Source organism: Halovenus salina, assembly GCF_026410925.1.
GTDB lineage: Archaea > Halobacteriota > Halobacteria > Halobacteriales > Haloarculaceae > Halovenus > Halovenus salina.
The window spans coordinates 2933277-2954337 of the sequence record NZ_CP112972.1 but is presented as its reverse complement, the minus strand read 5'-3'; the positions used below and the strand labels follow the sequence as shown (position 1 = coordinate 2954337).

The window sequence follows — 21061 nt, the reverse complement described above, 5'->3', positions numbered from 1 at the left end:
GTATACCATGGCAGCGATTGAGGTCGAAAATATCTCGAAGCGATACGGGACCGTGACCGCACTCGACAGGGTTGATTTCACGGTCGAGGAAGGCGAAGTGTTCGGCTTTTTGGGTCCCAACGGTGCCGGGAAGTCGACGATGATAAATATCTTTCTGGATTTTGTCCGGCCGACAGACGGCCACGTCCGTATCTTCGGCCACGACTCCCAGACAGAGGGCAAGCAGGCCCGCGAACGGATGGGCGTGCTTCCAGAGGGGTATCAGGTCTACGAGCGCCTGACCGCCCGCCAACACCTCGAATTCGTGATGGACTCGAAAGACGCCACCGAGGAGCCGATGGAGTTGCTCAGCCGGGTTGGACTCCAAGGCGCCGCCGACCGGCAGGCCGGCGGCTTCTCGAAGGGGATGGCACAGCGGCTCGTGCTGGCAATGGCGCTCATTGGCGACCCAGACCTCATCGTTCTCGACGAGCCGACGACGGGGCTGGACCCGAACGGCGCACGCGAGATGCGCAACATCATTCTCCAAGAGGCCGATCGCGGGGCGACGGTCTTTTTCTCGAGCCACATCCTCGAACAGGTCGAGGCAGTCTGTGACCGCGTTGGTATCCTCCACCAGGGAGAATTGGCCGCTATCGACACCATCGAGGGGCTCCGGGAGTCTGTCGGCGGCGGCACGAAGCTCCAGATACAGGTCGACGCTATCGAGAACGGGATGCTCGACGACATCGAGACGCTCGAAGGCGTCGAGAAAGCCTGGCTGACCCAGGAAGGGACCCAGGTCGAGGTGACCTGTTCGAACGACGCCAAACTCGACGTAGTGGTCGCGCTCAACGACGCTGGCGTCGAGGTGAACAACTTCCGAACCGAGGAGGCATCGCTCGAAGACATGTTCGCGGAATACACTGGAGGGAGCCGGTGATGACATGGCAGGCGATAGCGCGGAAGGATTACGCTCAGTCCCGGGACTCGAAGCTGTTGCGGTATCTGCTGTACTTCTTCGTCGCCGTCTGTCTGCTCGGCGGATACATCTATCCAATCACCGTCGAGGGCGACCCAACGAAAGGCGAGTTTGCCGGCTTCATGACCGGCTCTATTACGCTTTTGTTGCCGCTGCTGGCCATCCTGCTCAGCTACAACTCCATCGTCGGGGAGCGAGAGGGAGGGCAGTTGAATATCCTCCTGTCGCTGCCGAACAATCGGCGCGAGGTCGTCTTCGGGAAGCTGGTCGGTCGCGGCCTGTGGCTGTTTGCCGGCGTCGTTATCGGACTCGTCGGTGCCGGGGCACTCGTCGTCTACCCGTTCGGGTCGGTGACGGCGATGTCGACGCTCAGCTACGGCAGCTACATCCTGCTGACGCTCGCATTCGGCGGCATCTTCTACGGTATCGGTCTCGCAGTCTCGACGTTCACCACCTCGAAGCGCCTTGCGACGATGACCGGCTTCGGTTCGTATTTCCTGTTCGTCCTCGTCTGGGACGGCGTCCGACAGGGCATCAACATCGCGCTCAGACGACTTGGTGTCATCAACGGGACGCCGCCGGACCCGCTGTTGTTCGTCTACGGCATCGAGCCGACGATGCTGTACAACAGGCTGGTCGCGGCGTTTTTCGAGGAGGACATGACCGGCCCCTATCTCAGCGCCGACGCACCGTGGTATCTCGGCGAGTGGGTCGCGCTGGCGCTGTTTGCGGTCTGGGTCGTGGTGCCGCTGACACTGGGGTACTGGCGGTTCGAGGTGACTGACCTATGAGCTGGGTCGCGATTGCACGCAAGGACTTTCTCGACGCAGCACGCTCGAAGACGCTCTGGGGACTGCTGGTCCTCTTTGTCGGCTACCTCGGAATCATCACGTACCTCAGCCAGGGCCAGGACGCGGAACTGCTCCAGTTCATCGAACTCACCGCGGCCGGGTTCGTGTTGTTCGTCCCGCTGGTGAGCATCATCCTCGGCTACAAAGCCATCGTCGACGAACGCGAGTCCGGAACGATTGCGCTGTTGCTCTCGTTGCCACACACGCGCCGGGAGATGGTTCTCGGCAAGCTGGTCGGCCGGTCGGTCGTGCTGGCGATTCCAGTCCTCGTCGGCCTGCTTGGGGCCTCGGCCGTCATTGCGGTGCTATTTGACTCCTTCCCGGTCGTCGAATACCTGCTGTTCGCGCTGCTGAGTGTCCTACTTGGCGTTGCATTCCTCGGTATTGCAATCGGCCTGTCGATGAGCACGACGTCGAACCGTCGGGTGACGACCGGAGCATTCGGTGCCTACGTAGTGCTTGGCATTCTTTGGCAGGATGTCGTCAACGCGATACTGCTCTTGCTCTGGCGGTTCGACAGCGAGCCCCTTTCTGACCCACCGGAGTGGGCGACGTTCGTTCAGCTCGCCTCACCGATGGAGTCGTTCGACCGTGTTACTGCTGCGCTGTTCGATATCGATATCGCATCGGCGTATACGGGTGCTGGCGCACCATGGTTCGCCGAGGCCTGGGTCGCCGCACTCTTGCTGGTCGGTTGGGTCATCGTCCCGCTCACAATCGGGTACGCGGCGTTCTCCCGGGTCGACCTCTGAGAGCTGCCTTCGAAATTCTTCGCTCGAATCGAATCCGCAGACGCGCTGTTGACTAATGGGGCTTCAGCCGTTATCTGCTAGATTCAATCTAAAGGCTGTCTATCGGTCGTATCTAGCGTTTCAGAGTTGAAGCAGCACCAGATTGTTCGGACAGTGCAACCGTCTTATCTGATCGGTAGAGTCGTTCCCGCCGTGGCAAAGACAAAGACCCCCCAATATGTGGTAGTGTAAAAACTCATGACGCGGGGGCGAAAATAACCGCAACTAGTAGAGTGAACGGAAACCGAGCGTGTCGGGACCGAGATGGTCGCCGAGTGCGAACCGAGGCTGTGCGCGTCGCGTCTTCTCACGACAGGCATCGTCAGTCACGGTTCCTCGTTCGAGTGAATGGTGAGGTCCGAGCGTGGATAAGAGACACAGAGCAGTGCGTATCCCTGCTGTTTCTCCCACTGCGTAAGCGCGTGTTCCTCGCTCTGTTCGACCTCGCCGTCAACCTTGGCGCCACAGGAGGCACAGACGCCCTGGAGACAGGAGTACTGGATGTCGAGGCCCTCATCGAGCGCCGCTTCGAGGATGTATTCGTCTCCGGGAACCTCGATTTCGACGCCCTCGTCGACGAACTCGCAGGTGTACGTCTCACCTGTGCGTTCGTCTCCTGTCGAATCGGCGCTATCTGGCATCGTCGTCTACCAGCTCCTTTTCGTAGATTACTTCCATCGGTTTCATACCGATGTCTCGGTAGAGCGCTTCCTCCTCGACACCGTGAAGGACTTCGATTCGCCAGAACGGCATCTCTTTCTCGCGGAACCACTCCTGTGCTGCTTCGAGAAGGGCTCGGCCCGCCCCCTCGCCGCGATACTCGGGGTGGACGTAGTGGCCGTAGACCATCCCGTGTTTGCCAAATTTGAAGACCGGGTGGCCACCGGTGACACGGACCTCTAGCGCGCCGATGACGTCCTCGTCTCGCTGGGCGAGGAGGATGTCCCCGCGCGAGGAGTTCACCAGGCTGTTCGTGAAGTAGTCTTCCCACTTCACCCGGCCGCCCTCCTCGATTCTGAACCGTTCGTCGTAGTCGACGAGGGTGTCTGCGTAGCCGTCCCACAACGACATGATTTCGTTTGTGTCGTCCTGGTCTGCGGTTCGAACTGTCGCGTCTGTGAGTGATGTCTCGTATTCCATATCTGTTCGAAAGAACACTTAGCCGAAGCGTTCGAACGGACTGTCACAGTCCTCGCAGTAGTATATCGTCCGACACAGCGACGGGCCACGGGCGTTCTCGACGTGTGTCTCGGTGCCGCCACAGTAGGGGCATTCGACTTCTCCGCCCTCGACTGGCCGACCGGCGTTTTCGTCCATCCGGGCGTTGACGCCCGGTTCCCCGTTGCCCGTGTCATTCTGGTCGATTTTTTTGTTCATTGCTGGGACCTCCCGCTGAGCGGACAGGCGAAGCCAGCGTCACCAAGTTGTTCGCGTCCTTCGTCTGTCATATCCTCGGGTGACCAGGGTTCCGTGTAGTCCAACTCGGCAGTCGCGCTCTCGACACCGTCGAGCAATTCGAGGCGACGTTCGACCATCGTGAGCATAATCTCGCGGGCGGGACACCCCGTGTAGGTTAGCGTCATCTGCACCGCCACGTGGCCGTCTTCGAGTTCGACCCCCCGTATGAGGCCCAGGTCGACGAGACTCACCGGGAGCTCTGGGTCTTCGACATCCGTCAGCGCCTCCCAGATGTCGTCTTCGGTCAGCGGCCCGTCGAGTTCGTACGCTGGAAAGGCGTCCTCGACCGCGTCACGTTCGAACCCGGGTGCGTTCCGTTCGAGAAGTGTTGTGACGTCCATGGTCATGCAGGTACATCCACGCCCTGCTCGCGGACCTCGCGGGTTTCTGCGAGCAGATTGTCGAGGTCGTCAGTGTGCTTGCCAGCCCGTCCGGCACCCACGTCACTGACATCGGTTTCCGGAACGTCGAACCCGAACTCGTTGAGCGTAGACGTGACCTCCGTAATGAACTGTTCACGTTGCTCTTCGAGTGGCTCAGAGTAGACGTCAGCCTCGACGTGGGGCGTCGACTCGAAGAAGGCGATGCCATCGACCCAGTTTTCGTCGATTGCATGCTGAACCTTCGCTTTGCTCTGTTCGTCCTCCGTGAGCGTTTCGAGCCAGACCTCGCCGTGTTCGGTGTGGTACTGCTCCTCTTCGCTGACTTTCTCCAGATAACCGGCGAGAGACTCGTCGTACTTGGCTACGTCACCGTCCAGTAGGGCCTCGAACCGGATGGCGTCTGCCACGTCGAAGAAATACTGCCTGACGACCGTATCGGCCCAGTCCTCGAACTCGCGCTCAACGAGCTGGACGTTCCGGAACTCCTCGGGTGACCGCCTGTAGGCCAGGAAATCCAGGCTGGAGCCGACGATATCTGCAACTTCCTCGTACAGCCCTTCAGCGTGGCCGAGTTCGTCCTGTGCAATGTTACTGATAGAGACGTCTTCCTCGATGGTCGGCGCGACGCCGGTCCAGTCGCTGGTCCTGTTGCCTATCACGTGATCGTCGTCGGCCGCTTCGAGCAGGATCACGGCCAGTCCGTGTTCGAACTCGTCTATCTCTGCAGTGCCGATTTCTGAGAGTGCTGTAACAGTCATGCCGGGAAGCCCTCCACGTCGTATCCTTCGTCGTTCCGGTACTCTTTATCCAGAGCGCCCCCGTAGGCTGCGTCGTCGCCGATTTCGTGCATGTCCTCGGCAGAGACGACGACGAGGTTCGTCGTCCGCTTGCGGCGGGCGTAGTTCTCCTTGGCATAGATTTTTGCGAGCTGTTCGCTTTTCGCGTCGACGCTCCCGACTTCGGTCAGCGGAGCGCCCGACGCCTGACGACGGAACACGTAGTAGACGTGCTCCTCAGGTGTCTCTGCCATATCAGGCCACCCCCGCTGCTCGGCGGACCCAGTCGTTGTTCTCGAGGGCGTCCTGGCGGTCGGACAGCCGCTCATCGTTCATCGGCCCACCCCCACGCGATACGTCAAGGAAGTGGTCCCAGTCCAATTGTGAGTAGTTCCAGCGCTCCGCGTCTTCGTCGTACTCGAGCTTGTCGTCGGGCAGTTCCAGCCCGTACTTTTCGAGCTTCGGCACGTAGAATTCGTCGAGGAACTGTTGGCGGAGTTCGTCGTTACTCTTCACTTTGAGTCCCCACTCCTGCAACTCGTCGGTGTGGTCGGACATGTGGTCACGCGGGCCGAAAAACTGCAACGTCGGCTCGTACCAGCGGTCGACTGCGTCTTGGATCATCTCCTGTTCTTTGCGAGAGCCCGTCGCCAGCGAGCGGACGATGTCCTCGCCGTGTTTGACGTGGAACGACTCCTCGTAACAGATTTTGCGCAGTCCCCGCGAGTAGGGCGCGTACGACGACTCGACCAGCGATCCCTGTCGGAACATCGCCGCACCGTCGATAAACATCGCGATATAGCCAGCATCAGCCCAGGTCTTCGTCGGGTAGTTGAACACTGTCACGTACTTCGAGTCGCCCTCGACGAGTTCGTCGAGCATCTCCTGGCGGGATTTCAGCCCCAGGGTTTCGGCTACACGGTAAAGCACCTGTGCGTGTCCGGCTTCGTCCTGAACCTTCGCACTGATCGCACGCTTTCGCTGGAGCGATGGTGCCTTTTTTATCCACTGCTTTTCGGGCAACGTCCCGACGATTTCGCTGTTGGCGTGGAACTGAATCATCCGCTGAGCCGCTTTCCTGTACTCCTCGGGCAAGTCGTCGGACGGCTCTACCTTCTCGCCGTTTTGGACTCGTTCTTTGATCGATTGTTCGGAACTCATTACAGTACTCTATTGGGTGAGAAGAGCCATAGAGACCCATCGCTCTATAGAGCGATATTTAAATACCCTACCCGTCGACGGCCCCGACTGTGTCGACGACCTGCCCGGACGCACCCGACCGGCGAACCGATACTGATACTATCAACGGATTTATTGAGATGCACAGTCGTGGTATTGTTTGTCATGATAGATAACTGCCTCGTCGTGGAGTTCACGGTGACAGGTAACGACTGCCCGGTCGTCGAGACGACGGCAGACCACGACGTGGTGGTAGACGAGACTCCGCCAGCCCATCGGGACGACGGTCGAACGCTGTTGCACTTTCACACCGAGGGCAAGACCGACGAGTTCACCGAGTCCCTGGACGAAACTGCCGAGATAGATTCCCTCCAGGTGGTCAACGACGGCAGCGTCGCCCACTGTCGGTGTCTCTTGCATGATTCGTGTATCCTGCGAGAACTCACGACGGCCGGGTTTATGCCACACGAGATCTGCATCGTCGACGGGACCGAACGGTTCCGGGGCTCGGTCGTAGGCAGGGACATCCTTCGAGATGTCATCCAGACCGCCCAGGAGTTAGGAAACGTCAGCCTGGAACGAATCTCCCAACTCACGGCGGAATCAACGACCGATCACAGCCTCGACGCCACGATAGAGAGCACTCTCACGAAACAGCAACGGGAGGCGTTAGTGGCGGCACTCGAAATGGGTTACTTCCAAGTTCCACGGAACACGACCGCCTCGGCAGTCGCCGAGGAACTCGGCATCAGCAAGTCGTCGTTTCTCGGTCGGTTGAAGCGGGCTCAACAGACAGTGTTCGAACAACTCCTCGCCGGGACAGACTAGGAGCCGTCCCGAAGACGGCCGTTCGTCTCACACACTGTTCTCGATTTCGTCTCGACGATTCGTGACCGCGTCACGAATATCAGGACAGACCCGCAATAACCACGATCAGGAACACTCCATCGGATTGGTTGCCAAGAGCGCAACATTTACACCGAGTACGGCGGTGGTTCCGGTATGGACGAGACAGTGCTGCTCATCGGCGGCGGCGGCCGCGAACACGTGCTCGCACGGAGCCTTGCTGACACTGAGGCCGATCTGTATGCCTGTGCAGGCAACCGAAATCCCGGCATCGCGAAACTTGCCGAGGGGTTCGAGACCCTCGAGACGACCAACCCGACAGCGGTTCGCTCGTACGCCGACAAGGTCGGCGCGACGCTCGCGGTTATCGGTCCGGAGGGGCCGCTGGCGGCCGGTGTCGCCGACGCACTCGACGAGGCAGGCGTCTACGCTTTCGGCCCCCAGGAGGCAGAGGCCCGCATCGAGACGGACAAGGCATTCCAGCGGCGGTTCATGGACGAACACGACATTCCCGGCCTGCCGGCCTTCGAGACGTTCGAAGATACCGAGGCCGCCTGTGCATTCGTCGACGAGTTCGACGGTGACCTCGCGGTCAAGCCGGCCGGGCTGACCGGCGGCAAAGGCGTCAAGGTCATGGGCGACCAGGTGACCGCCGCGGAGGCAAAAGAGTACATCCGTGAGTCGGGATACGACAGGCTCGTTCTCGAAGAACGGCTCGTCGGCGAGGAGTTCACCGTCCAGGCCTTCGTCGCCAACGGGGACGTGCGCGTCGCCCCCGCGGTCCAAGACCACAAACGCGCCTACGAGGGCGACGAGGGGCCGAACACCGGTGGCATGGGCTCGTACAGCGACGCCGGTCTTTCCCTTCCCTTCATGACTGAGGACGACTACATGGAAGCAGTCGACGTTCTCCAGGCCGTCGTCGACGCACTTGCGGGGTACAAGGGAGTTCTCTACGGCCAGTTCATGCTGACCGCCGAGGGCATAAAAGTCGTCGAATTCAACGCCCGCTTTGGCGACCCCGAGGCGATGAATACCCTCCCCGTGCTCGGCACCGACCTGCTCGACGTGCTGGTCGCCGCCCGCGAGGGGGATGCACTGCCCCAGCTCACCTTCGAGCGACAGGCGACCGTCTGTAAGTACGCGGTCCCCGAGGGGTACCCGACGGAGCCGGAAGCGGGTGCCAGAGTAGCCATCGACGAGGAGAGTGCCGGTGACGCGCTCCTGTTCTATGCTTCAGTCGACGAGCGCGAGGACGGTATCTACACCACCACGTCGCGCTCGTTTGCCGTCGTCGGCGTCGCAGAGACAATCGAAGCCGCCGAGGAGATCGCCGAGGACGCACTCGCGGCTGCAGGCGAGGAGGGGTTGCGGATGCGCCACGACATCGGCAAGCCGGACCTGGTCCAGCAGCGTCTCGACCACGTCGCAGAGCTTCGCGACGAGTAACGTCGACCAGCGGGTTTCAAGAAGACGGCCCGACTACCGGTGTGTGATGGAGGGCGACGAGGCAGACGACAACAAGAGAGCGCGTCGACACGACCGCGTCACCCGCCACCGACGCCCCGGAAGACACAACTCTCTTCACCGTTGGTATCGGGCACGGAGTCCACTTCGGGTCGCCATCAACTACGCCGTCATCCTGTTCTGTCGGCTCTGTCCGAGCCTACAGCTCAAACGATTCCTCTTCCGTCGACTCGGGATGGCCGTCGGGAGCGGCGTCGCCTGGGGGCTGGAGTCGACACCGGACGTGTTCTGGCCTGAACTGGTTACCGTCGGGGACGACGCAATCATCGGCTACGACGCGACGATTCTCTGTCACGAGTTCCTCCACGAGGAGTACCGGACCGGTCCTGTCGTCATCGGTGAGCGGGCAATGATTGGTGCAGGTGCTATCGTCCTCCCTGGAGTCGAAATCGGCGAGGGTGCCCGGGTCGCCGCGAACTCACTTGTCACGGAGGACGTACCACCGGAGACGACAGTCGCCGGGGTGCCGGCAGAACCGACGAGTGACTCGGCGGAGTGAGTAACTGGTTCGCGGTTGTGAACAGATAGCAAGCAGGCAGCGGGAAAACGCGAGACACTTTAGTCTCCGGCCGAAATCGCGTGTATGGATTACGACGACATGCTCAACAAGGGACTTGAAGAAACGCCCGATATCGAGGGGAGTTCGGAGCGATTCTCGGTTCCTGACCCCGACGTCCGACAGGAAGGTCACGCCACAGTATTCGAGAACTTCCAGCAGGTCTGTCGGGACCTCGGCCGCGATGAGGACCACCTGCTGAAGTTCCTCCAAGATGAGCTGGGAACGAGCGCACACATCGACGAGAGCGGTCGCGGTCGATTCACCGGTGAGTTCAGCGAGCGACGCATCCAGAACGCGCTGGAGGCGTACTCCGAGCGGTTCGTCCTCTGCTCAGAGTGTGGACTTCCAGATACCGATATCGTGAACGAGCAGGAGGTAGAACTGCTGCAGTGTGCTGCCTGCGGTGCCCGCTCGTCGACCTCGGGATAGCTATCCGAGCTGTTTGAGGGTTTTGAGGTCGTGTTCTGTGCGCGTAAACTCCGAGACGCGTCTACTCGCGTGACAGTTCGGACAGTGTAACACGCGGTGACTCTCGGGTAACTCGCCCGGCAGTTCTTGCCACTCCTTGTTGCATTCGGGACAGAGCAACCGAACGTACGCTTCTTCCATGCGTATTAATGCCACACAGGGACTGGTGAAAAGTTTTGTGTCAGTTCTCAGCTAACGAAACTAAATCCGGAGACGTGGCGGCGTTCAGGCTGGTGTCTCGGGCTGTGTTTCCAGCAACTCGTGATAGCGGTTCCGGATGGTCACCTCGGAGACGTCGGCAACGTCGCCGACCTCGCTCTGTGTCAGCTTCTGGTTTGTCAACAGCGAAGCCGCGTAGATGGCTGCAGCGGCCAGGCCGACGGGCGATTTGCCGCTGATGAGCCCTGCCTCACGAGCTTGATCAAGCAGGTCGCGGGCGCGGCGCTCGGCTTCTTCGGAGACACCGAGGTCCGAGGCAAACCGAGGGACGTAGTGTTCGGGGTCGGCTGGCCTGACCTCGAGCTCAAGCTCCCGGATGATGTAGCGGTAGGTCCGGGTGAGCTCCATCCGGTCGACCCGCGAAACGCGTTCGAGTTCGTCGAGCGAGCGTGGATTGCCGGCCTGGCGAGCGGCCGCATACAGTGATGCGGTCGCGACACCTTCGATGGAGCGGCCGGGCAGCAGGTCGTCTTCGAGCGCGCGGCGGTAGATGACACTCGCCGTTTCGCGGACGTTCTCGGGGAGACCGAGCGCCGAGGCCATCCGGTCGATTTCGCCCAGCGCCTGCTTGAGATTGCGTTCTTTCGAGTCTCGCGTGCGGAACCGTTCGTTCCAGGTGCGCAGCCGTTGCATCTTCTCGCGTTGGCGACTCGACAGAGCGTTGCCGTAGCCGTCTTTGTCCTGCCAGCCGATGTTCGTCGATAGTCCCTTGTCGTGCATCATCTTCGTCGTGGGTGCACCGACGCGAGATTTCTCGTCACGCTCCCGTGAATCGAACGCCCGCCACTCCGGGCCGGGATCAATCTCGTCCTCCTCGACAACGAGCCCACACTCGCTACAGACGGTTTCGCCGTGTTCGGTGTCGTTGACGAGACTGCCGCCACACTCCGGGCAGACCTCTGTCTCCGTGGTCTCGCTTGTCTCTTCGGTCGTTCGCTCGTTCGTTCGGACGCGGGGTGGTGATTCACTCATTGTATTGCTCTTGTTGCCGGTTGAGTAAGTTACATACCTCTACCAGCTCTTTCGCTAATGTTTAGTTAGCGTTGCAAATATATAAATCTTTGGCATATCTGTGTCATAGCTATGGTCAGATTTGATCAAGAGAGCGGCAGCTACGGATGCTGTTCTCTGAATAAAAACGGGCGGAGAGATGCTTAGACCGTGAACAGGTGTCCCTCACGGGGAACGTCGAGGACGCCGAGTCGCGCGGCCGCGTCCAGCCAGGCGTGGCCGTAGGAGAATGCTGCCAGTGCGTTCACGTAATCGTCTTCGGCACGGAAGTGTCGCCCGTCGTCGAGGTAAGACTGTGCCATCTCGATGCAGTCGGCGGCACCGGTCGCGAGCGGCGTCTCCTCCGGCGGTGCGATTTCCGCGGCGTCGAGTGCCTCGGCCAGCAGCTGTTCGTATCGGTCGGTCTTCTCAGTGAGGTCGGCCATACGCCTGTTATACCCCCCGCAGGCATAGTTCTGTTACTCCGAGGTCGGTGTCTCGGGCGCTCCGAGCGGTTCGTCGTCGAATCCCTCGACCCTATCCAGTCCGAGAACGAACTCCGCGTCGAACGCGACCGCAGGCGTCTCGAACCCTGTCGGGAGTTCGGCCATGGCGTCGAGTCGTTCGAGCGCGGTCGTCGCGGCATCGACCGTCAGTGAGTACGGCTCGGGTGTTTCGAGACGAGAAACCGCGGTCCGATCGCCGTCGGTGACCGCGCCCCAGACCGAGACCCGGTCGCGCTCGCGTGGCTGTACGGGCGGGTCATCGGCGACGGCCCGGACAACCCGCTGGAGGAGACGACGGACCGGCCCGACCGCGAGCAGCGCCAACAGCGGCTGTCCCAGACGGAGCATCCGGCCCGCAGAGTCGGGTGCCGCGACGTAGGTCTCGATATCTGGAATTCCGGTCGTGTAGTACGCTGTCGACACGTCCGGTAGCGGCACGAGCATTCCGGTTCGGGACCCGGTGCCGAAATCTATCTGTCGGGTCCGGCTCCCGACCGGGACCGATTCGAGCGCGCCGTCACGGCGAACTGCACCGCCATCACGGGCGTGTTCCAGCACCGTCTCAAGCGTTCCCCGGGAGAGTCCCGCCCGCGTCTCGACACCGAGGGTGAGCGAGTCCGCCCCAGGAAGGCGGTCGTGAAGATGACAGGCGAGACAGTCCGTCGGCACCACATCGAATCCGACAGACGGCAACAGCGGAACGCCCGCTGCCTCTGCGTCTCTGTCACGCTCTGCGAGCATCTCGACGACGGGAATCTCACCCGTGATATCGAGGTAGGCCGTCTCCGTGTCGAGACAGGCGTCGACGACGGGTTCGGCGGTGTGTGCAAACGGTCCGGCACAGTTGAGCACCGCATCGATATCGTCCAACTCGGAGGCTAGCTCGGCAGGCTCGGCGACGCGAGCGTCGACACCGAGTTCGATGCCGAGGCCCCGGGTTTTCGTGCCGTTGCGCCCGGCGACGACGATGTCCAGGCCACGGTCTAGCGCGTCCTGTGCGATTCGCTTGCCGGTGTAGCCGTAGGCTCCGTAGACGAGTGTCTTCATATGCGGGAGTACGACGGGGTCGGTGAAAAGTATCCCTTCTACTCGTCGGCGACGATATCGACAATTTCGTCTGTCATCTCACTCGTCGGGAAGACGCCGTCGACAACGCCGGTTTCGATGGTGTGTTTCGGCATTCCGGCGATGCTGGCCTCGGCTGGCTCTTGAGCGAGGACGGTCCCCCCGGCCTCAGCGAGATGCTCGGCCCCGACTGCGCCGTCGTATCCCATCCCCGAGAGGACGACGCCAACGAGTGGCTCAGTACAGACAGCCGCGCCGGCCTCGAATGTCACGTCGGCGGCGGGACGGACGTTGTGTACCGGCTCGTCGTCGGTGAGTCTGTACGAAATCTCGACGCCATCGTCCTCACGAGGAAGAAGGTGCGAGCCGCCCTGTGCGATAATCGCTTCGGCGGGCCCAACCGTACCGGCACGCTCGGCCTCGCTGACATCGAGCTCACAGATCGAGTCCAGACGCTCGGCGAACCGGTCAGTGAAGTCCCCTGGCATGTGCTGGACGACGAGCACCCGGGCGTTCAGCGTTTCCGGCAGCGAGGCGAGTATGGACTGGACCTCTGGCGGCCCGCCCGTCGAGGCGGCGATGAGTATCGTCGGTGGCTGTGTTGGCGTCCCCTGTGGCGTCGTGACCGACGCTGTTCGGGGGGCGTCAGCCGACGGAACGGCTGACACGTCTGCCGTGGCGACCACCGAGACCGCCTCAACGAGGTCGTCTGCGAACTGGACGAGGCTGGTCGACACCTCGCCGCCAGGTTTTCGAAAGAAGTCGACTGCCCCCGCCTCGAGCGCCTCGAAGGTGGTGTCGGCACCCTCTTCTGTGTACCTGCTGAGCATCAGAATCGGTGTCGGATCTGTCTCCATGATGCGCTCGACGGCTTCGATACCGTCCATCCCTGGCATCTTGACGTCCATCGTCACCACGTCAGGGTCGTGGTGTTCGACGGCGTCGATTGCCTCCTTGCCGTTGGCCGCGTCGCCGACGACGGTGATGCCGCCGTCCTTGAGCACCTCCGCTATCTGTACCCGCATGAACTGGGAGTCGTCGACGACGACTGCGTCAACCATATCTCGGCTACCGGTTCCCGGCACTTATCATTCACCGTTCACGCCACCTACCAGTGGCTGGTGATGATTTCGACGCGGGTACCCGACGGCTCCCGCGGTTCAAGGGAAACGTCCCAGCCGTGTGCGCCAGCAATCTCGGTCACGACAGAGAGTCCGATACCCTCCCGAGCCGAGTCTGTCGTGTACCCCGTGTCGGTGACGAATTCGCGTTCGTCTGGCGGGATTCCGGGTCCGTCGTCGGCGACGTACAGCCCCTGTGACTCCGAGAGCGGCCCGACATCGACCGTTATCTCTCCCTCACTGTGAGCGAAGGCGTTCCGGACCAACTCGTTGAGCAACATTCTGACGCGCTCGCGTTCACCGTCGACTCTGCCGTCCGTGACGACCAAATCTCCGCTGTCTCGGCCGACATCATCCCAGCTATCGCGTGCGATCGAGGCGATTGAGAGACTCTCGCGGTCGAGTGGCTGTTGTCCGACCTCGACGAGCCGGACGCCACGCTCGATGAGCGCGTCAATCTCTTCCAGCGCGCCGTCGACGCTGTCGAGATGCGAGGTATCCTCGTCTGCCCGTGCGAGTTCGACCCGGCCTGACGCAATGTTCACCGGGTTACCGAGATCGTGTGAGACGAGACTCCGGAGCGAGTCCAGTCGCTCCCGCTCGCGGGCCAGTTGCTCGGCGCATTCGAGCGCGTGCAACCGTCTGCCGACCCTCCGCCCCAGGGACGTGAGCACGCCCACCGGCTCCGACGACTCGGGAGTCCACAGATGGAGCGCCCCGTACGACGTTCCTTCGGCACAGAGAGGCACAGCGACAACGGCCGCGGCGCTGTCGAGGTCGCTCTCGATGTGTTCGGCCAGCAGGCGAACATCCTCCGGTGGCCTGTCAGTCACCCGCTGTAGGTCACCCGTCGATTCGGCCTGCGCGGTCAGCGTCTGGTCGGGAGATTTTACGTCGAGGCGTGCAGGTACCTCGGCCGAGGAACTCCGAACCCGGACGGTTTCTTCGTCGAGTGTGGTGACACAGGCGAAGCTGACCGGCGTGTTCGCGGAGATTGCCGCCGGCAGTGTCGTGCCGAGTTCCGGGGCGGACTCGGTTTCGTCCAGAACGCTGTGGACCGTCTCGACGGTCGCACAGAGCCAGGGTGGCCATCCATCGTCCTCGTCTACTCTCGGCCTGTCGGGCCGCGAGCTGTCCCGTTCGGTCATTGGTCCCACTGCTCGCGCCACTCCTAAAACTGTACTGGCACCTGCTGCCGAGCGTGCCGACGGTCACGTTGCACAGACGGGATACTCGTTTATTCCTGGCGCTCCAACTAGAACTATGGGCGAGGAGTCTCCCTGGCAGTCAGCGCTGACTGACGACGAGCGTGCGTGGCTCGAAGCCGTCAAATCAGCAGATTCGCTCGCCGAGCTAGCCGATATCGTCGGGATGGTCTCGGAACACGAGGCCTACCTCGAAGCCAAACAGAGCTGGCAGGCACTCACAGAACGCACCGAGACAACGAAGACAGACACGATGACTGGCGTCCCGGGAACACGGGTCGATATCGCCGGCCGACCGGTGTTCGTCCACGGTATCACCCACGCAGATACTGTCGAAGAGCAGGACTACCTCCGTGAGCACGTCCGGGAGTTTCTGGACGGCGGGGCAGTCTACTGTGAACAGGGAATCCGGCCGATGTACTTCTCGGATATGGACGTAGTCTGTGAGGCTGACGACTACCGGTGGGCGATGCACCACTGCAGGGAGCGGGATATCGACTCACACGTGCCCGCAGTCGAGCAGACGTTTCTCGACGGGGAGGGGTTCGGAGACGATATCCGGACGGTGACATCCGCTTTCCGGGAGCGTGCGTTCACGCTCATCGACGCAGGTCGGCACATGTACGGCGACGCCTTCACCGCAGCAGTCGGCGACCTCGCCTCTGACTTTCTCACCTCACACGAGGAGCTGGCGACGGGCGAGGATTTCACCTCGTTTCAGCTCTCGAAGGAGGCCGCCCGGAATCCGGCGAAGCTGGCCGACCTCCAGCGGTATTACCGAACTGTGTTTCTCCCCCAACCCCTCGAACGAGAGTGGCTCCGGCGACACGACCCCGAACTCGAACTGTTCACACATGCACGGAACGAACGCATCGCTGCGTACGCCCTCTCGAACGGGCCGGACACCGGCCCAATTCACATCATCACAGGTGCGGCCCACCAGCCCGGAATCGCCTACTACCTGCGGGCCTACCGCGACGGCAAATGGGCGTACGAGCCCTTCGAGGTCGTGCCGTAACTCACTCGCCAGAAACAGATTCGAGATTGCTGTCCGCAATCAGGTTGCCGAAGGCTGCTGCCGCGCGCGTTTCTTGTGTCTCGACGGAATCGTCGTCTCGGATGCGTTGTTTAATCGTACGGAGCGCTCCAGCGTCGTTGGCCGCAATCTCGGTCGCGACGGCACGCGGCTCCTCGACGACGCGGCTGAGCAGTCCGACCTCGCGAGCCTCTGTGCCCGAGAGGACACGCCCAGATAGCGAGATGTCCATCGCGACCGTCTCGCCGACGATTCGGGACAGTCTGGCGGTGCCGCCCCACGCACCAAACAGCCCGAGGGAGACGCCGCTTTCGGAGAGGGTCGCCTCCGGTGTTCCGACGCGGATATCACAGGCGAGGGCGAGTTCGACACCACCGCCGCGTGCGGCCCCGTCGATGCCCGCGACGACGACCCCATCGTAGGTTTCGAGCGTGCGAGCGACCTGTTGTCCGTGTTCGGCGAAAGCCACGGCCTCCTCCCGATCTAGCTCCGAGACAACACTCAGGTCGGCCCCGGCACAGAACGCCTCGCCTGCGCCGTGGAGGTAGACGACGGGCTCGGTCGCCTGCTCGACGGCCGCCGACAGCGCGTCCAGTCCGTCGGGGTCGAGCGCGTTCCGTCGGTCCGGCCGGTCGAGTGTGACCACCCGAAGTGGTCCGTCTGTCTCGGTCCGTATCATCTCACCCGCAGACATCGGTTACGCGTCCTCTGCGCTCGCGACAATTGCCTTCCGGAAGTTGTCCATCTCCGTGTCGATATTGCGCTCGAAAAAGCGCTCGACACCGGGCACCTTGCCGTCGACCATGAACCGATTGACGACGTGACAGCCCGTCTCTGTTTCCGAGAGTTCGTGTTCGCCGGTCACCGTCATCACCTTCGAGGTGCCGGCGAATTTCACGTAGTTCGGGGCCTGGCGCTCGACATCCCGAGTCTTGACAGCCACTGTCGAACTGATGACCGGGATCGGAAGGCTGAGATTCCAGACCACCTCGTTGTGTTGGCCCCCAGGGCGTGTGTCGTAGGACTCGACAACACCGATTGTCTCTGCCCGTATCTCCTCGTCAGAAAGGAGCTCCCACACCACCTCTATCGGCACATCGACATCGAACGAACGCTCCACCTCGACAGTCATACCCCTGCGTTGGGAACTCCGGTAGTTAACCCTTGTTTCTGTCGGCGCTCTCACAGCGATGGTGTCTCGTGAATCCGTAACTCGATGTCTCGCTGCTCGCCTTCAAGATCGGCGACGACGCGCTCAACGACGCGTCGACCCTCGGCCTGTATCTTCGGAATAACACGGTTGAGGACGCCGTCGAACGAGATGAAGCTGGGGATGCTGATTGCACTCGGGCTGGCGCTGTCGGTATCGAGTTCGACGACGAAGAACACCTCGGAGGCGGTTTCGACGCCCTCAGGTGCCCGGTCGGGAGCTGACTCGACGCGCCAGTAGCCGCTAGCGTCGATATCTTTGACTGTCCGCCAGTCGATTCGCCGGGGCCGGTCGACATCGGTCACCTCCGAACGTGCGGTATAGGAGAGCTTCCACCACGAGAAGACCAGGTCGTACTCGGTGCCGGGGCCGCCCTCGCCGTACTGCTCGACGCGGTCGAGATACTCCGAGTAACGGGCATACCGGGGGAAATCGAGGAGGAACTCGTAGACGTCCCCAGGCGGGAGGTGGACATCGGTACTGATTTCCAGGCGCTGCACACGGGTTCTGTGTGCCGTGGCTACTTTCCTGTTGTGAACGACACGCACTTTCAAAGGGCTTTTTAGCTCGTTGACCAAGGTAGGGGTAGTGACAGAAGTCACCGTCGTCAGGGAGACGCTGGAACAATCCATCACGGACCTCGACCCGCCCGCGTTCCAGAGCCGTCTGCAGACGCGTCTCGCTGATGGGCCGCTTACCCCTGCCGTTCTCACGGTTCGGGTCGCCCGGACGCTCGAACCGTCTGCGGACATGGATGCGTGTGCACTCCGTGGCGCTGGCGTCCAGCTCACCTACGAGGGGCTGCGCCTGACTCGCTCGATACTCCAAGGCGAACGCTGGGACGACGATAACGCCAACAGCTACTATCTCGACCTGCTTGCCGCCGCCGTTCTCGTCTCGCGTGGCTACTACTACCTCGCGGACACGGGCGTCTCAGAGGAGGCCGTCGAGGCCGCCCGGCGCTTTGGCCGCTATCAGACCTACGACCAGAACGGCGAGCTGACAGACGGCGAGTACTCGCTCGAAGCGGACTTCGTCGCCCTCGCGGTCAACACCGGTGCCGATATGGCACTCAAGACGGTCCCTCCATCGGTGACCGCCTACGGTGAGAGTCTCGCCCAGGAGATTGGCTCCGCGCCTCTCGCCGGCCCGGAAACCGCCCTGGAGGGTGTCGACGAGCGGATTCAATCTCTGGCCGGCCGTCCGGAGGTAACTGGGGCCGAGGAGTACGACAAGTAGTTGCGTGAACAAGCCCCAAACCATGGGGCAAATCGAAACGTTCAAACACCAATCGCGGCAACGGTTTGATGCGTGCCTGGGTAGCTTAGCGGTAAAGCGCGTCCTTGGTAAGGACGAGACCCCGGATTCAAATTCCGGCCTAGGCTCTTTCTATACTCCTCACAGATCACCAGCGTCTAGCTGCCACTACGCGAACGTAGAGGGCCTCCGTCAGACCGGACGACGCCACTCGCTCCGGTCGAAATCGTGGATGTCGTCGTCAAGGAGAACTGCCGTGGACAGACGAAGCCGTTTCGCTTCTGGGGGATGTAACGTGACCGTCGCGGTCGTTCCCGTGTCGGCATCGAGCGAGTCGAGGTCCGCCTCTCCGTCCGCGTAGACGCGTTCCCCCTCGTCCTCCAGCGCGGCATAGAACGAGAGGTCCTCAGCGCGGGCATCCCCGACGTTTCTGATTGCGGCGCTGACGGTGACCTCGCCGCCTGTCTCGACGCTGGTACCCCAGCCGTACACCAGCGTCGGTCGCGGGACGACCGGTTGGACCTCGGCGGTGGTGTCCTGTACCGACGGAGGAACCTCGCCGAGATCCCAACTCGGGTCGGTCGTCTCCAAGTAGTAGTAGCGGTTCCCGCCGTACTCGTAATACGTGCCGGGGAGGTCGCTTGCGCCTTTAACGCCGAGTGCCATGTGTCCGGCGTCGAATAGCCCGAGCAACACACAGCCGTAGTCCATCTCTCGGAGAATCGCTGCCAGCAGGATACTCGCCCCCTCGCAGTCGCCGCCGCGGTCGGCCAGCGTCTGGAGCGGATACTGTGTGTACTGGGTCATGCCCGCGGTCACGTCGTTTTTCGTGTAGGGCAACTGCTGGACGAACGCCGTCGCCATCTCGATCATCTCCCGTTTAGAATACCCCTCGGCGTCGCTGAGGCGTTCGATTTCGTCGGCGATGAACGCAATTTCCTCCTCGTGGTAGGGGTCGACGACGAAGGGACCCCGGTCCCGCGTGTTCCGTGCACGGGCGTCGTAGTACTGGATGAGCGATTTGGGAATCGTCAGCGTCAGTCGCCACTCGTTGCCGAGTGTCTGCCACTCGAATCTGCGCCGGTAGTGGCCCTTCTCCTCTGGCGGGTATGTCTCACCCGTCATGCCGTGCAGATGTCCGAGGCCTTTGGTCGTCATAGTGTAGTTCGTGGGTTGGATTGCCAATGGACGAACGCTATCGGCGATATTGCTGACTGTCTTTCCCGCTTTCCCTAAAGATATCGGCTCTGACGGTCAAGCTGCCGCGTATCCGGGAACCGCTCTGTCGAAACCGTGCCGCCAAGAGAAAGCCGAGTCGGAGCGCTGTGTGTCCAGTGACCGCCCAACCCTGCATATGCAGGAAATCGCTGATTGTGCCATCTCTCCAACAATAATCTGTATGTCATCGTCAAAAGTCACGGGGACAAACGTACTGGCGTTCATCGAGAGCACCGGAGAGGTGTCGCCGGTGTTCGCGAGCAAAGCACGCGAGATATTCGCCGACCACGGCATCACAGACCCAGCAGAAGACGAGTGGTACGACGCAGAAAACTACTTGGACGCGCTGTTTGCGTTCGTCGAGGAAGTCGGCGACATGTCTGTCCAGCAGGCCGGCCGCGAGATGGTTCGGGTCAACAAGCCAATCATGGAGAAAGACGAAATCGACGATGGGATGGCGACGTTCGCCGAGCAGCACAAAAGAACACACAAAAACTGGGACTACGAATCGGATGGCCGTGTGGAGTACGAACAGGTCGATGCAACGACCTACCGGATTTCGACCACCGGCGGATACAGACACCCAGAGACGCTGCTTCGAGGAGCGTCGAAAGAGGTGGTCATACAGACGAGCAACGCAACACACGTCGAAATCGAGGAGACAGAGCCGAACCCGAACGAGGTTCACGCCTTCGAGCTACACTGGTAACCACCGCCGACAAGCGATGCTCACTCGGAATCGCTGTCGGCGTATGCTCCAACTGTCTCGGTGAGTACCTGCCACAGCCCCTTGTGCAGGAGTTCCGATGCCGCCTGCCGCGAGATGTTGAGTTGTGAGGCGACTTCCTTCTGTGTCGCCTCCTGTGGGTAGTCGAAGTAGCCTGCATCGAGCGCCGTTTTCAACGCAGTCTGCTGTCTGTCAGTCAGTCCATACTCTCCTCGGTCCGGGTTCTGGACGGTCTGGAGGCGCTGGAGACTGATTGGCAGTCCGATTTCGTCACACCGGTCTCGAAACAGACCAAACGAGTGTCGGTCGGTAAAGCTCAGCTCAACCATCCAGCTCCCGTCGTCGAGGGTGTAACAGCGATGTGGAATGCCGCCGTTATCGACGACGCTGTTATGTGCTCTGATGTCTGGAAGTGTTGGTGTGTACTCGACGATGTAGCGGTGTCTTCCGGCAACAGCGCCGAAGTGTTCGTAGTCACAGACCGTGTCGTCCCAGTCAAGCAGGTCTGTAAACGTCTCCGGCCTGTCGGTAGCCACTTCGATGTGGACCTCGAATTTGTCCGGAGCGTTGTTCACCCAGTCGACGATTTCAATTCGTCTGTCAGGCCATTCCTCCCGTGTTGGTCCCAGGATTCGGCCGTCGAGAGAGACTGTCGGTTGAATCACATATTTGCGTTGTAAATACTTCCCAATAAGCCTGTTGTGAGAT

Annotated in this window: 28 protein-coding genes and 1 tRNA gene; 11 read left to right on the top strand and 18 right to left on the bottom strand. The window is 61.4% G+C overall.

All coding sequences use genetic code 11. The features are described from left to right. The first annotated feature begins 7 nt into the window (after positions 1-7). From OSC37_RS14910 to OSC37_RS14900, 3 genes are read left to right on the top strand one after another with little or no spacing between them, the layout of a single operon-like run. Positions 8-922: an ABC transporter ATP-binding protein gene (locus tag OSC37_RS14910; protein ID WP_267162224.1), complete on the top strand. Its 915-nt coding sequence runs from the start codon at positions 8-10 to the stop codon at positions 920-922. Beyond that, on the top strand, positions 922-1752 hold the full coding sequence (locus OSC37_RS14905) for an ABC transporter permease subunit (RefSeq protein ID WP_267162223.1): 831 nt from the start codon (positions 922-924) through the stop codon (positions 1750-1752). Before OSC37_RS14910 ends, OSC37_RS14905 begins: the two co-directional genes overlap by 1 nt. Continuing rightward, positions 1749-2564: an ABC transporter permease subunit gene (locus OSC37_RS14900; protein WP_267162222.1), complete on the top strand. Its 816-nt coding sequence runs from the start codon at positions 1749-1751 to the stop codon at positions 2562-2564. The genes OSC37_RS14905 and OSC37_RS14900 overlap by 4 nt, the downstream gene beginning before the upstream one ends. Positions 2565-2929: 365 nt before the next feature. Here the strand turns inward: OSC37_RS14900 and OSC37_RS14895 are convergent, their stop codons facing one another. From OSC37_RS14895 to paaA, 7 genes are read right to left on the bottom strand one after another with little or no spacing between them, the layout of a single operon-like run. Further along, entirely contained in the window at positions 2930-3244 is a 315-nt protein-coding gene (locus OSC37_RS14895; RefSeq protein WP_267162221.1) for a 2Fe-2S iron-sulfur cluster-binding protein, read from the bottom strand. After that, positions 3234-3743 carry a GNAT family N-acetyltransferase gene (locus OSC37_RS14890; protein ID WP_267162220.1) on the bottom strand — a complete coding sequence of 170 codons (510 nt, stop codon included), beginning with the start codon at positions 3741-3743 and terminating at the stop codon, positions 3234-3236. Before OSC37_RS14890 ends, OSC37_RS14895 begins: the two co-directional genes overlap by 11 nt. A gap of 18 nt (positions 3744-3761) precedes the next feature. Beyond that, positions 3762-3980 (bottom strand): PaaD-like zinc ribbon domain-containing protein, encoded by a 219-nt coding sequence (locus OSC37_RS14885; RefSeq protein WP_267162219.1) that lies wholly within the window; start codon positions 3978-3980, stop codon positions 3762-3764. Then, the gene (locus OSC37_RS14880) at positions 3977-4402 is read right to left on the bottom strand and encodes a metal-sulfur cluster assembly factor (protein WP_267162218.1); all 426 of its coding nucleotides are present in this window, start codon (positions 4400-4402) and stop codon (positions 3977-3979) included. Before OSC37_RS14880 ends, OSC37_RS14885 begins: the two co-directional genes overlap by 4 nt. A gap of 2 nt (positions 4403-4404) precedes the next feature. Further along, positions 4405-5202 carry a 1,2-phenylacetyl-CoA epoxidase subunit PaaC gene (gene paaC, locus OSC37_RS14875; RefSeq protein WP_267162217.1) on the bottom strand — a complete coding sequence of 266 codons (798 nt, stop codon included), beginning with the start codon at positions 5200-5202 and terminating at the stop codon, positions 4405-4407. Continuing rightward, positions 5199-5474, bottom strand: coding sequence for a hypothetical protein (locus OSC37_RS14870; protein WP_267162216.1), 276 nt, complete (start codon positions 5472-5474; stop codon positions 5199-5201). The genes paaC and OSC37_RS14870 overlap by 4 nt, the downstream gene beginning before the upstream one ends. Position 5475: 1 nt before the next feature. Further along, on the bottom strand, positions 5476-6381 hold the full coding sequence (gene paaA / locus OSC37_RS14865) for a 1,2-phenylacetyl-CoA epoxidase subunit PaaA (RefSeq protein ID WP_267162215.1): 906 nt from the start codon (positions 6379-6381) through the stop codon (positions 5476-5478). Positions 6382-6564: 183 nt separating this feature from the next. Between paaA and OSC37_RS14860 the strand changes: the two genes are divergently transcribed. The 4 genes from OSC37_RS14860 to OSC37_RS14845 all read left to right on the top strand — a co-directional run bounded on the left by OSC37_RS14860 (position 6565) and on the right by OSC37_RS14845 (position 9760). Continuing rightward, a complete protein-coding gene (locus tag OSC37_RS14860) occupies positions 6565-7227 on the top strand; it encodes a helix-turn-helix domain-containing protein (protein WP_267162214.1) in 663 nt (220 codons plus the stop codon). A 174-nt stretch (positions 7228-7401) separates the two neighbouring features. Beyond that, positions 7402-8694, top strand: a complete 1293-nt coding sequence (purD, locus tag OSC37_RS14855; RefSeq protein WP_267162213.1) for a phosphoribosylamine--glycine ligase — start codon at positions 7402-7404, stop codon at positions 8692-8694. Positions 8695-8740: 46 nt separating this feature from the next. Next, positions 8741-9271: an acyltransferase gene (locus tag OSC37_RS14850; RefSeq protein ID WP_267162212.1), complete on the top strand. Its 531-nt coding sequence runs from the start codon at positions 8741-8743 to the stop codon at positions 9269-9271. An 84-nt stretch (positions 9272-9355) separates the two neighbouring features. After that, positions 9356-9760 carry a translation initiation factor IF-2 subunit beta gene (locus OSC37_RS14845; protein WP_267162211.1) on the top strand — a complete coding sequence of 135 codons (405 nt, stop codon included), beginning with the start codon at positions 9356-9358 and terminating at the stop codon, positions 9758-9760. Here the strand turns inward: OSC37_RS14845 and OSC37_RS14840 are convergent, their stop codons facing one another. The 6 genes from OSC37_RS14840 to OSC37_RS14815 form a co-directional block, all read right to left on the bottom strand. Beyond that, positions 9761-9940, bottom strand: coding sequence for a DUF7836 family putative zinc-binding protein (locus OSC37_RS14840; RefSeq protein ID WP_267162210.1), 180 nt, complete (start codon positions 9938-9940; stop codon positions 9761-9763). Positions 9941-10024: 84 nt separating this feature from the next. Continuing rightward, positions 10025-10990, bottom strand: a complete 966-nt coding sequence (locus OSC37_RS14835; protein ID WP_267162209.1) for a transcription initiation factor IIB — start codon at positions 10988-10990, stop codon at positions 10025-10027. A gap of 182 nt (positions 10991-11172) precedes the next feature. Continuing rightward, positions 11173-11454, bottom strand: a complete 282-nt coding sequence (locus tag OSC37_RS14830) for a DUF357 domain-containing protein (RefSeq protein WP_267162208.1) — start codon at positions 11452-11454, stop codon at positions 11173-11175. A gap of 33 nt (positions 11455-11487) precedes the next feature. Next, positions 11488-12561 carry a saccharopine dehydrogenase family protein gene (locus OSC37_RS14825; RefSeq protein ID WP_267162207.1) on the bottom strand — a complete coding sequence of 358 codons (1074 nt, stop codon included), beginning with the start codon at positions 12559-12561 and terminating at the stop codon, positions 11488-11490. A gap of 38 nt (positions 12562-12599) precedes the next feature. Continuing rightward, positions 12600-13640: a chemotaxis-specific protein-glutamate methyltransferase CheB gene (cheB, locus tag OSC37_RS14820; protein ID WP_267162206.1), complete on the bottom strand. Its 1041-nt coding sequence runs from the start codon at positions 13638-13640 to the stop codon at positions 12600-12602. 47 nt (positions 13641-13687) lie between these two features. Further along, entirely contained in the window at positions 13688-14848 is a 1161-nt protein-coding gene (locus OSC37_RS14815; protein ID WP_267162205.1) for a sensor histidine kinase, read from the bottom strand. A gap of 115 nt (positions 14849-14963) precedes the next feature. Here OSC37_RS14815 and OSC37_RS14810 point away from each other — a divergent pair, with 115 nt between their 5' ends. After that, the gene (locus tag OSC37_RS14810; RefSeq protein ID WP_267162204.1) at positions 14964-15923 is read left to right on the top strand and encodes a hypothetical protein; all 960 of its coding nucleotides are present in this window, start codon (positions 14964-14966) and stop codon (positions 15921-15923) included. A 1-nt stretch (position 15924) separates the two neighbouring features. Here OSC37_RS14810 and OSC37_RS14805 read toward each other — a convergent pair whose 3' ends face one another. Genes OSC37_RS14805 through OSC37_RS14795 form a run of 3 tightly spaced genes read right to left on the bottom strand, consistent with a single transcriptional unit; the run spans position 15925 to position 17651 of the window. After that, positions 15925-16620, bottom strand: coding sequence for an enoyl-CoA hydratase/isomerase family protein (locus tag OSC37_RS14805; protein ID WP_267164204.1), 696 nt, complete (start codon positions 16618-16620; stop codon positions 15925-15927). 18 nt (positions 16621-16638) lie between these two features. Further along, positions 16639-17073 carry an SRPBCC family protein gene (locus OSC37_RS14800; RefSeq protein ID WP_267162203.1) on the bottom strand — a complete coding sequence of 145 codons (435 nt, stop codon included), beginning with the start codon at positions 17071-17073 and terminating at the stop codon, positions 16639-16641. A gap of 50 nt (positions 17074-17123) precedes the next feature. Further along, positions 17124-17651, bottom strand: coding sequence for an SRPBCC family protein (locus tag OSC37_RS14795; RefSeq protein ID WP_267162202.1), 528 nt, complete (start codon positions 17649-17651; stop codon positions 17124-17126). Between the two features lie 88 nt (positions 17652-17739). On the opposite strand from OSC37_RS14795, the gene OSC37_RS14790 reads away from it, so the two are divergent. Next, a complete protein-coding gene (locus OSC37_RS14790; protein WP_267162201.1) occupies positions 17740-18390 on the top strand; it encodes a DUF7114 family protein in 651 nt (216 codons plus the stop codon). Positions 18391-18464: 74 nt separating this feature from the next. Further along, positions 18465-18536: transfer RNA gene (locus OSC37_RS14785), tRNA-Thr, on the top strand. Positions 18537-18600: 64 nt separating this feature from the next. Here the strand turns inward: OSC37_RS14785 and OSC37_RS14780 are convergent. Next, entirely contained in the window at positions 18601-19566 is a 966-nt protein-coding gene (locus OSC37_RS14780; RefSeq protein WP_267162200.1) for a hypothetical protein, read from the bottom strand. Between the two features lie 241 nt (positions 19567-19807). On the opposite strand from OSC37_RS14780, the gene OSC37_RS14775 reads away from it, so the two are divergent. After that, on the top strand, positions 19808-20335 hold the full coding sequence (locus tag OSC37_RS14775) for a hypothetical protein (RefSeq protein WP_267162199.1): 528 nt from the start codon (positions 19808-19810) through the stop codon (positions 20333-20335). Positions 20336-20355: 20 nt separating this feature from the next. Here the strand turns inward: OSC37_RS14775 and OSC37_RS14770 are convergent, their stop codons facing one another. Beyond that, positions 20356-21018, bottom strand: a complete 663-nt coding sequence (locus OSC37_RS14770; RefSeq protein WP_267162198.1) for a helix-turn-helix domain-containing protein — start codon at positions 21016-21018, stop codon at positions 20356-20358. Positions 21019-21061 lie beyond the last annotated feature (43 nt).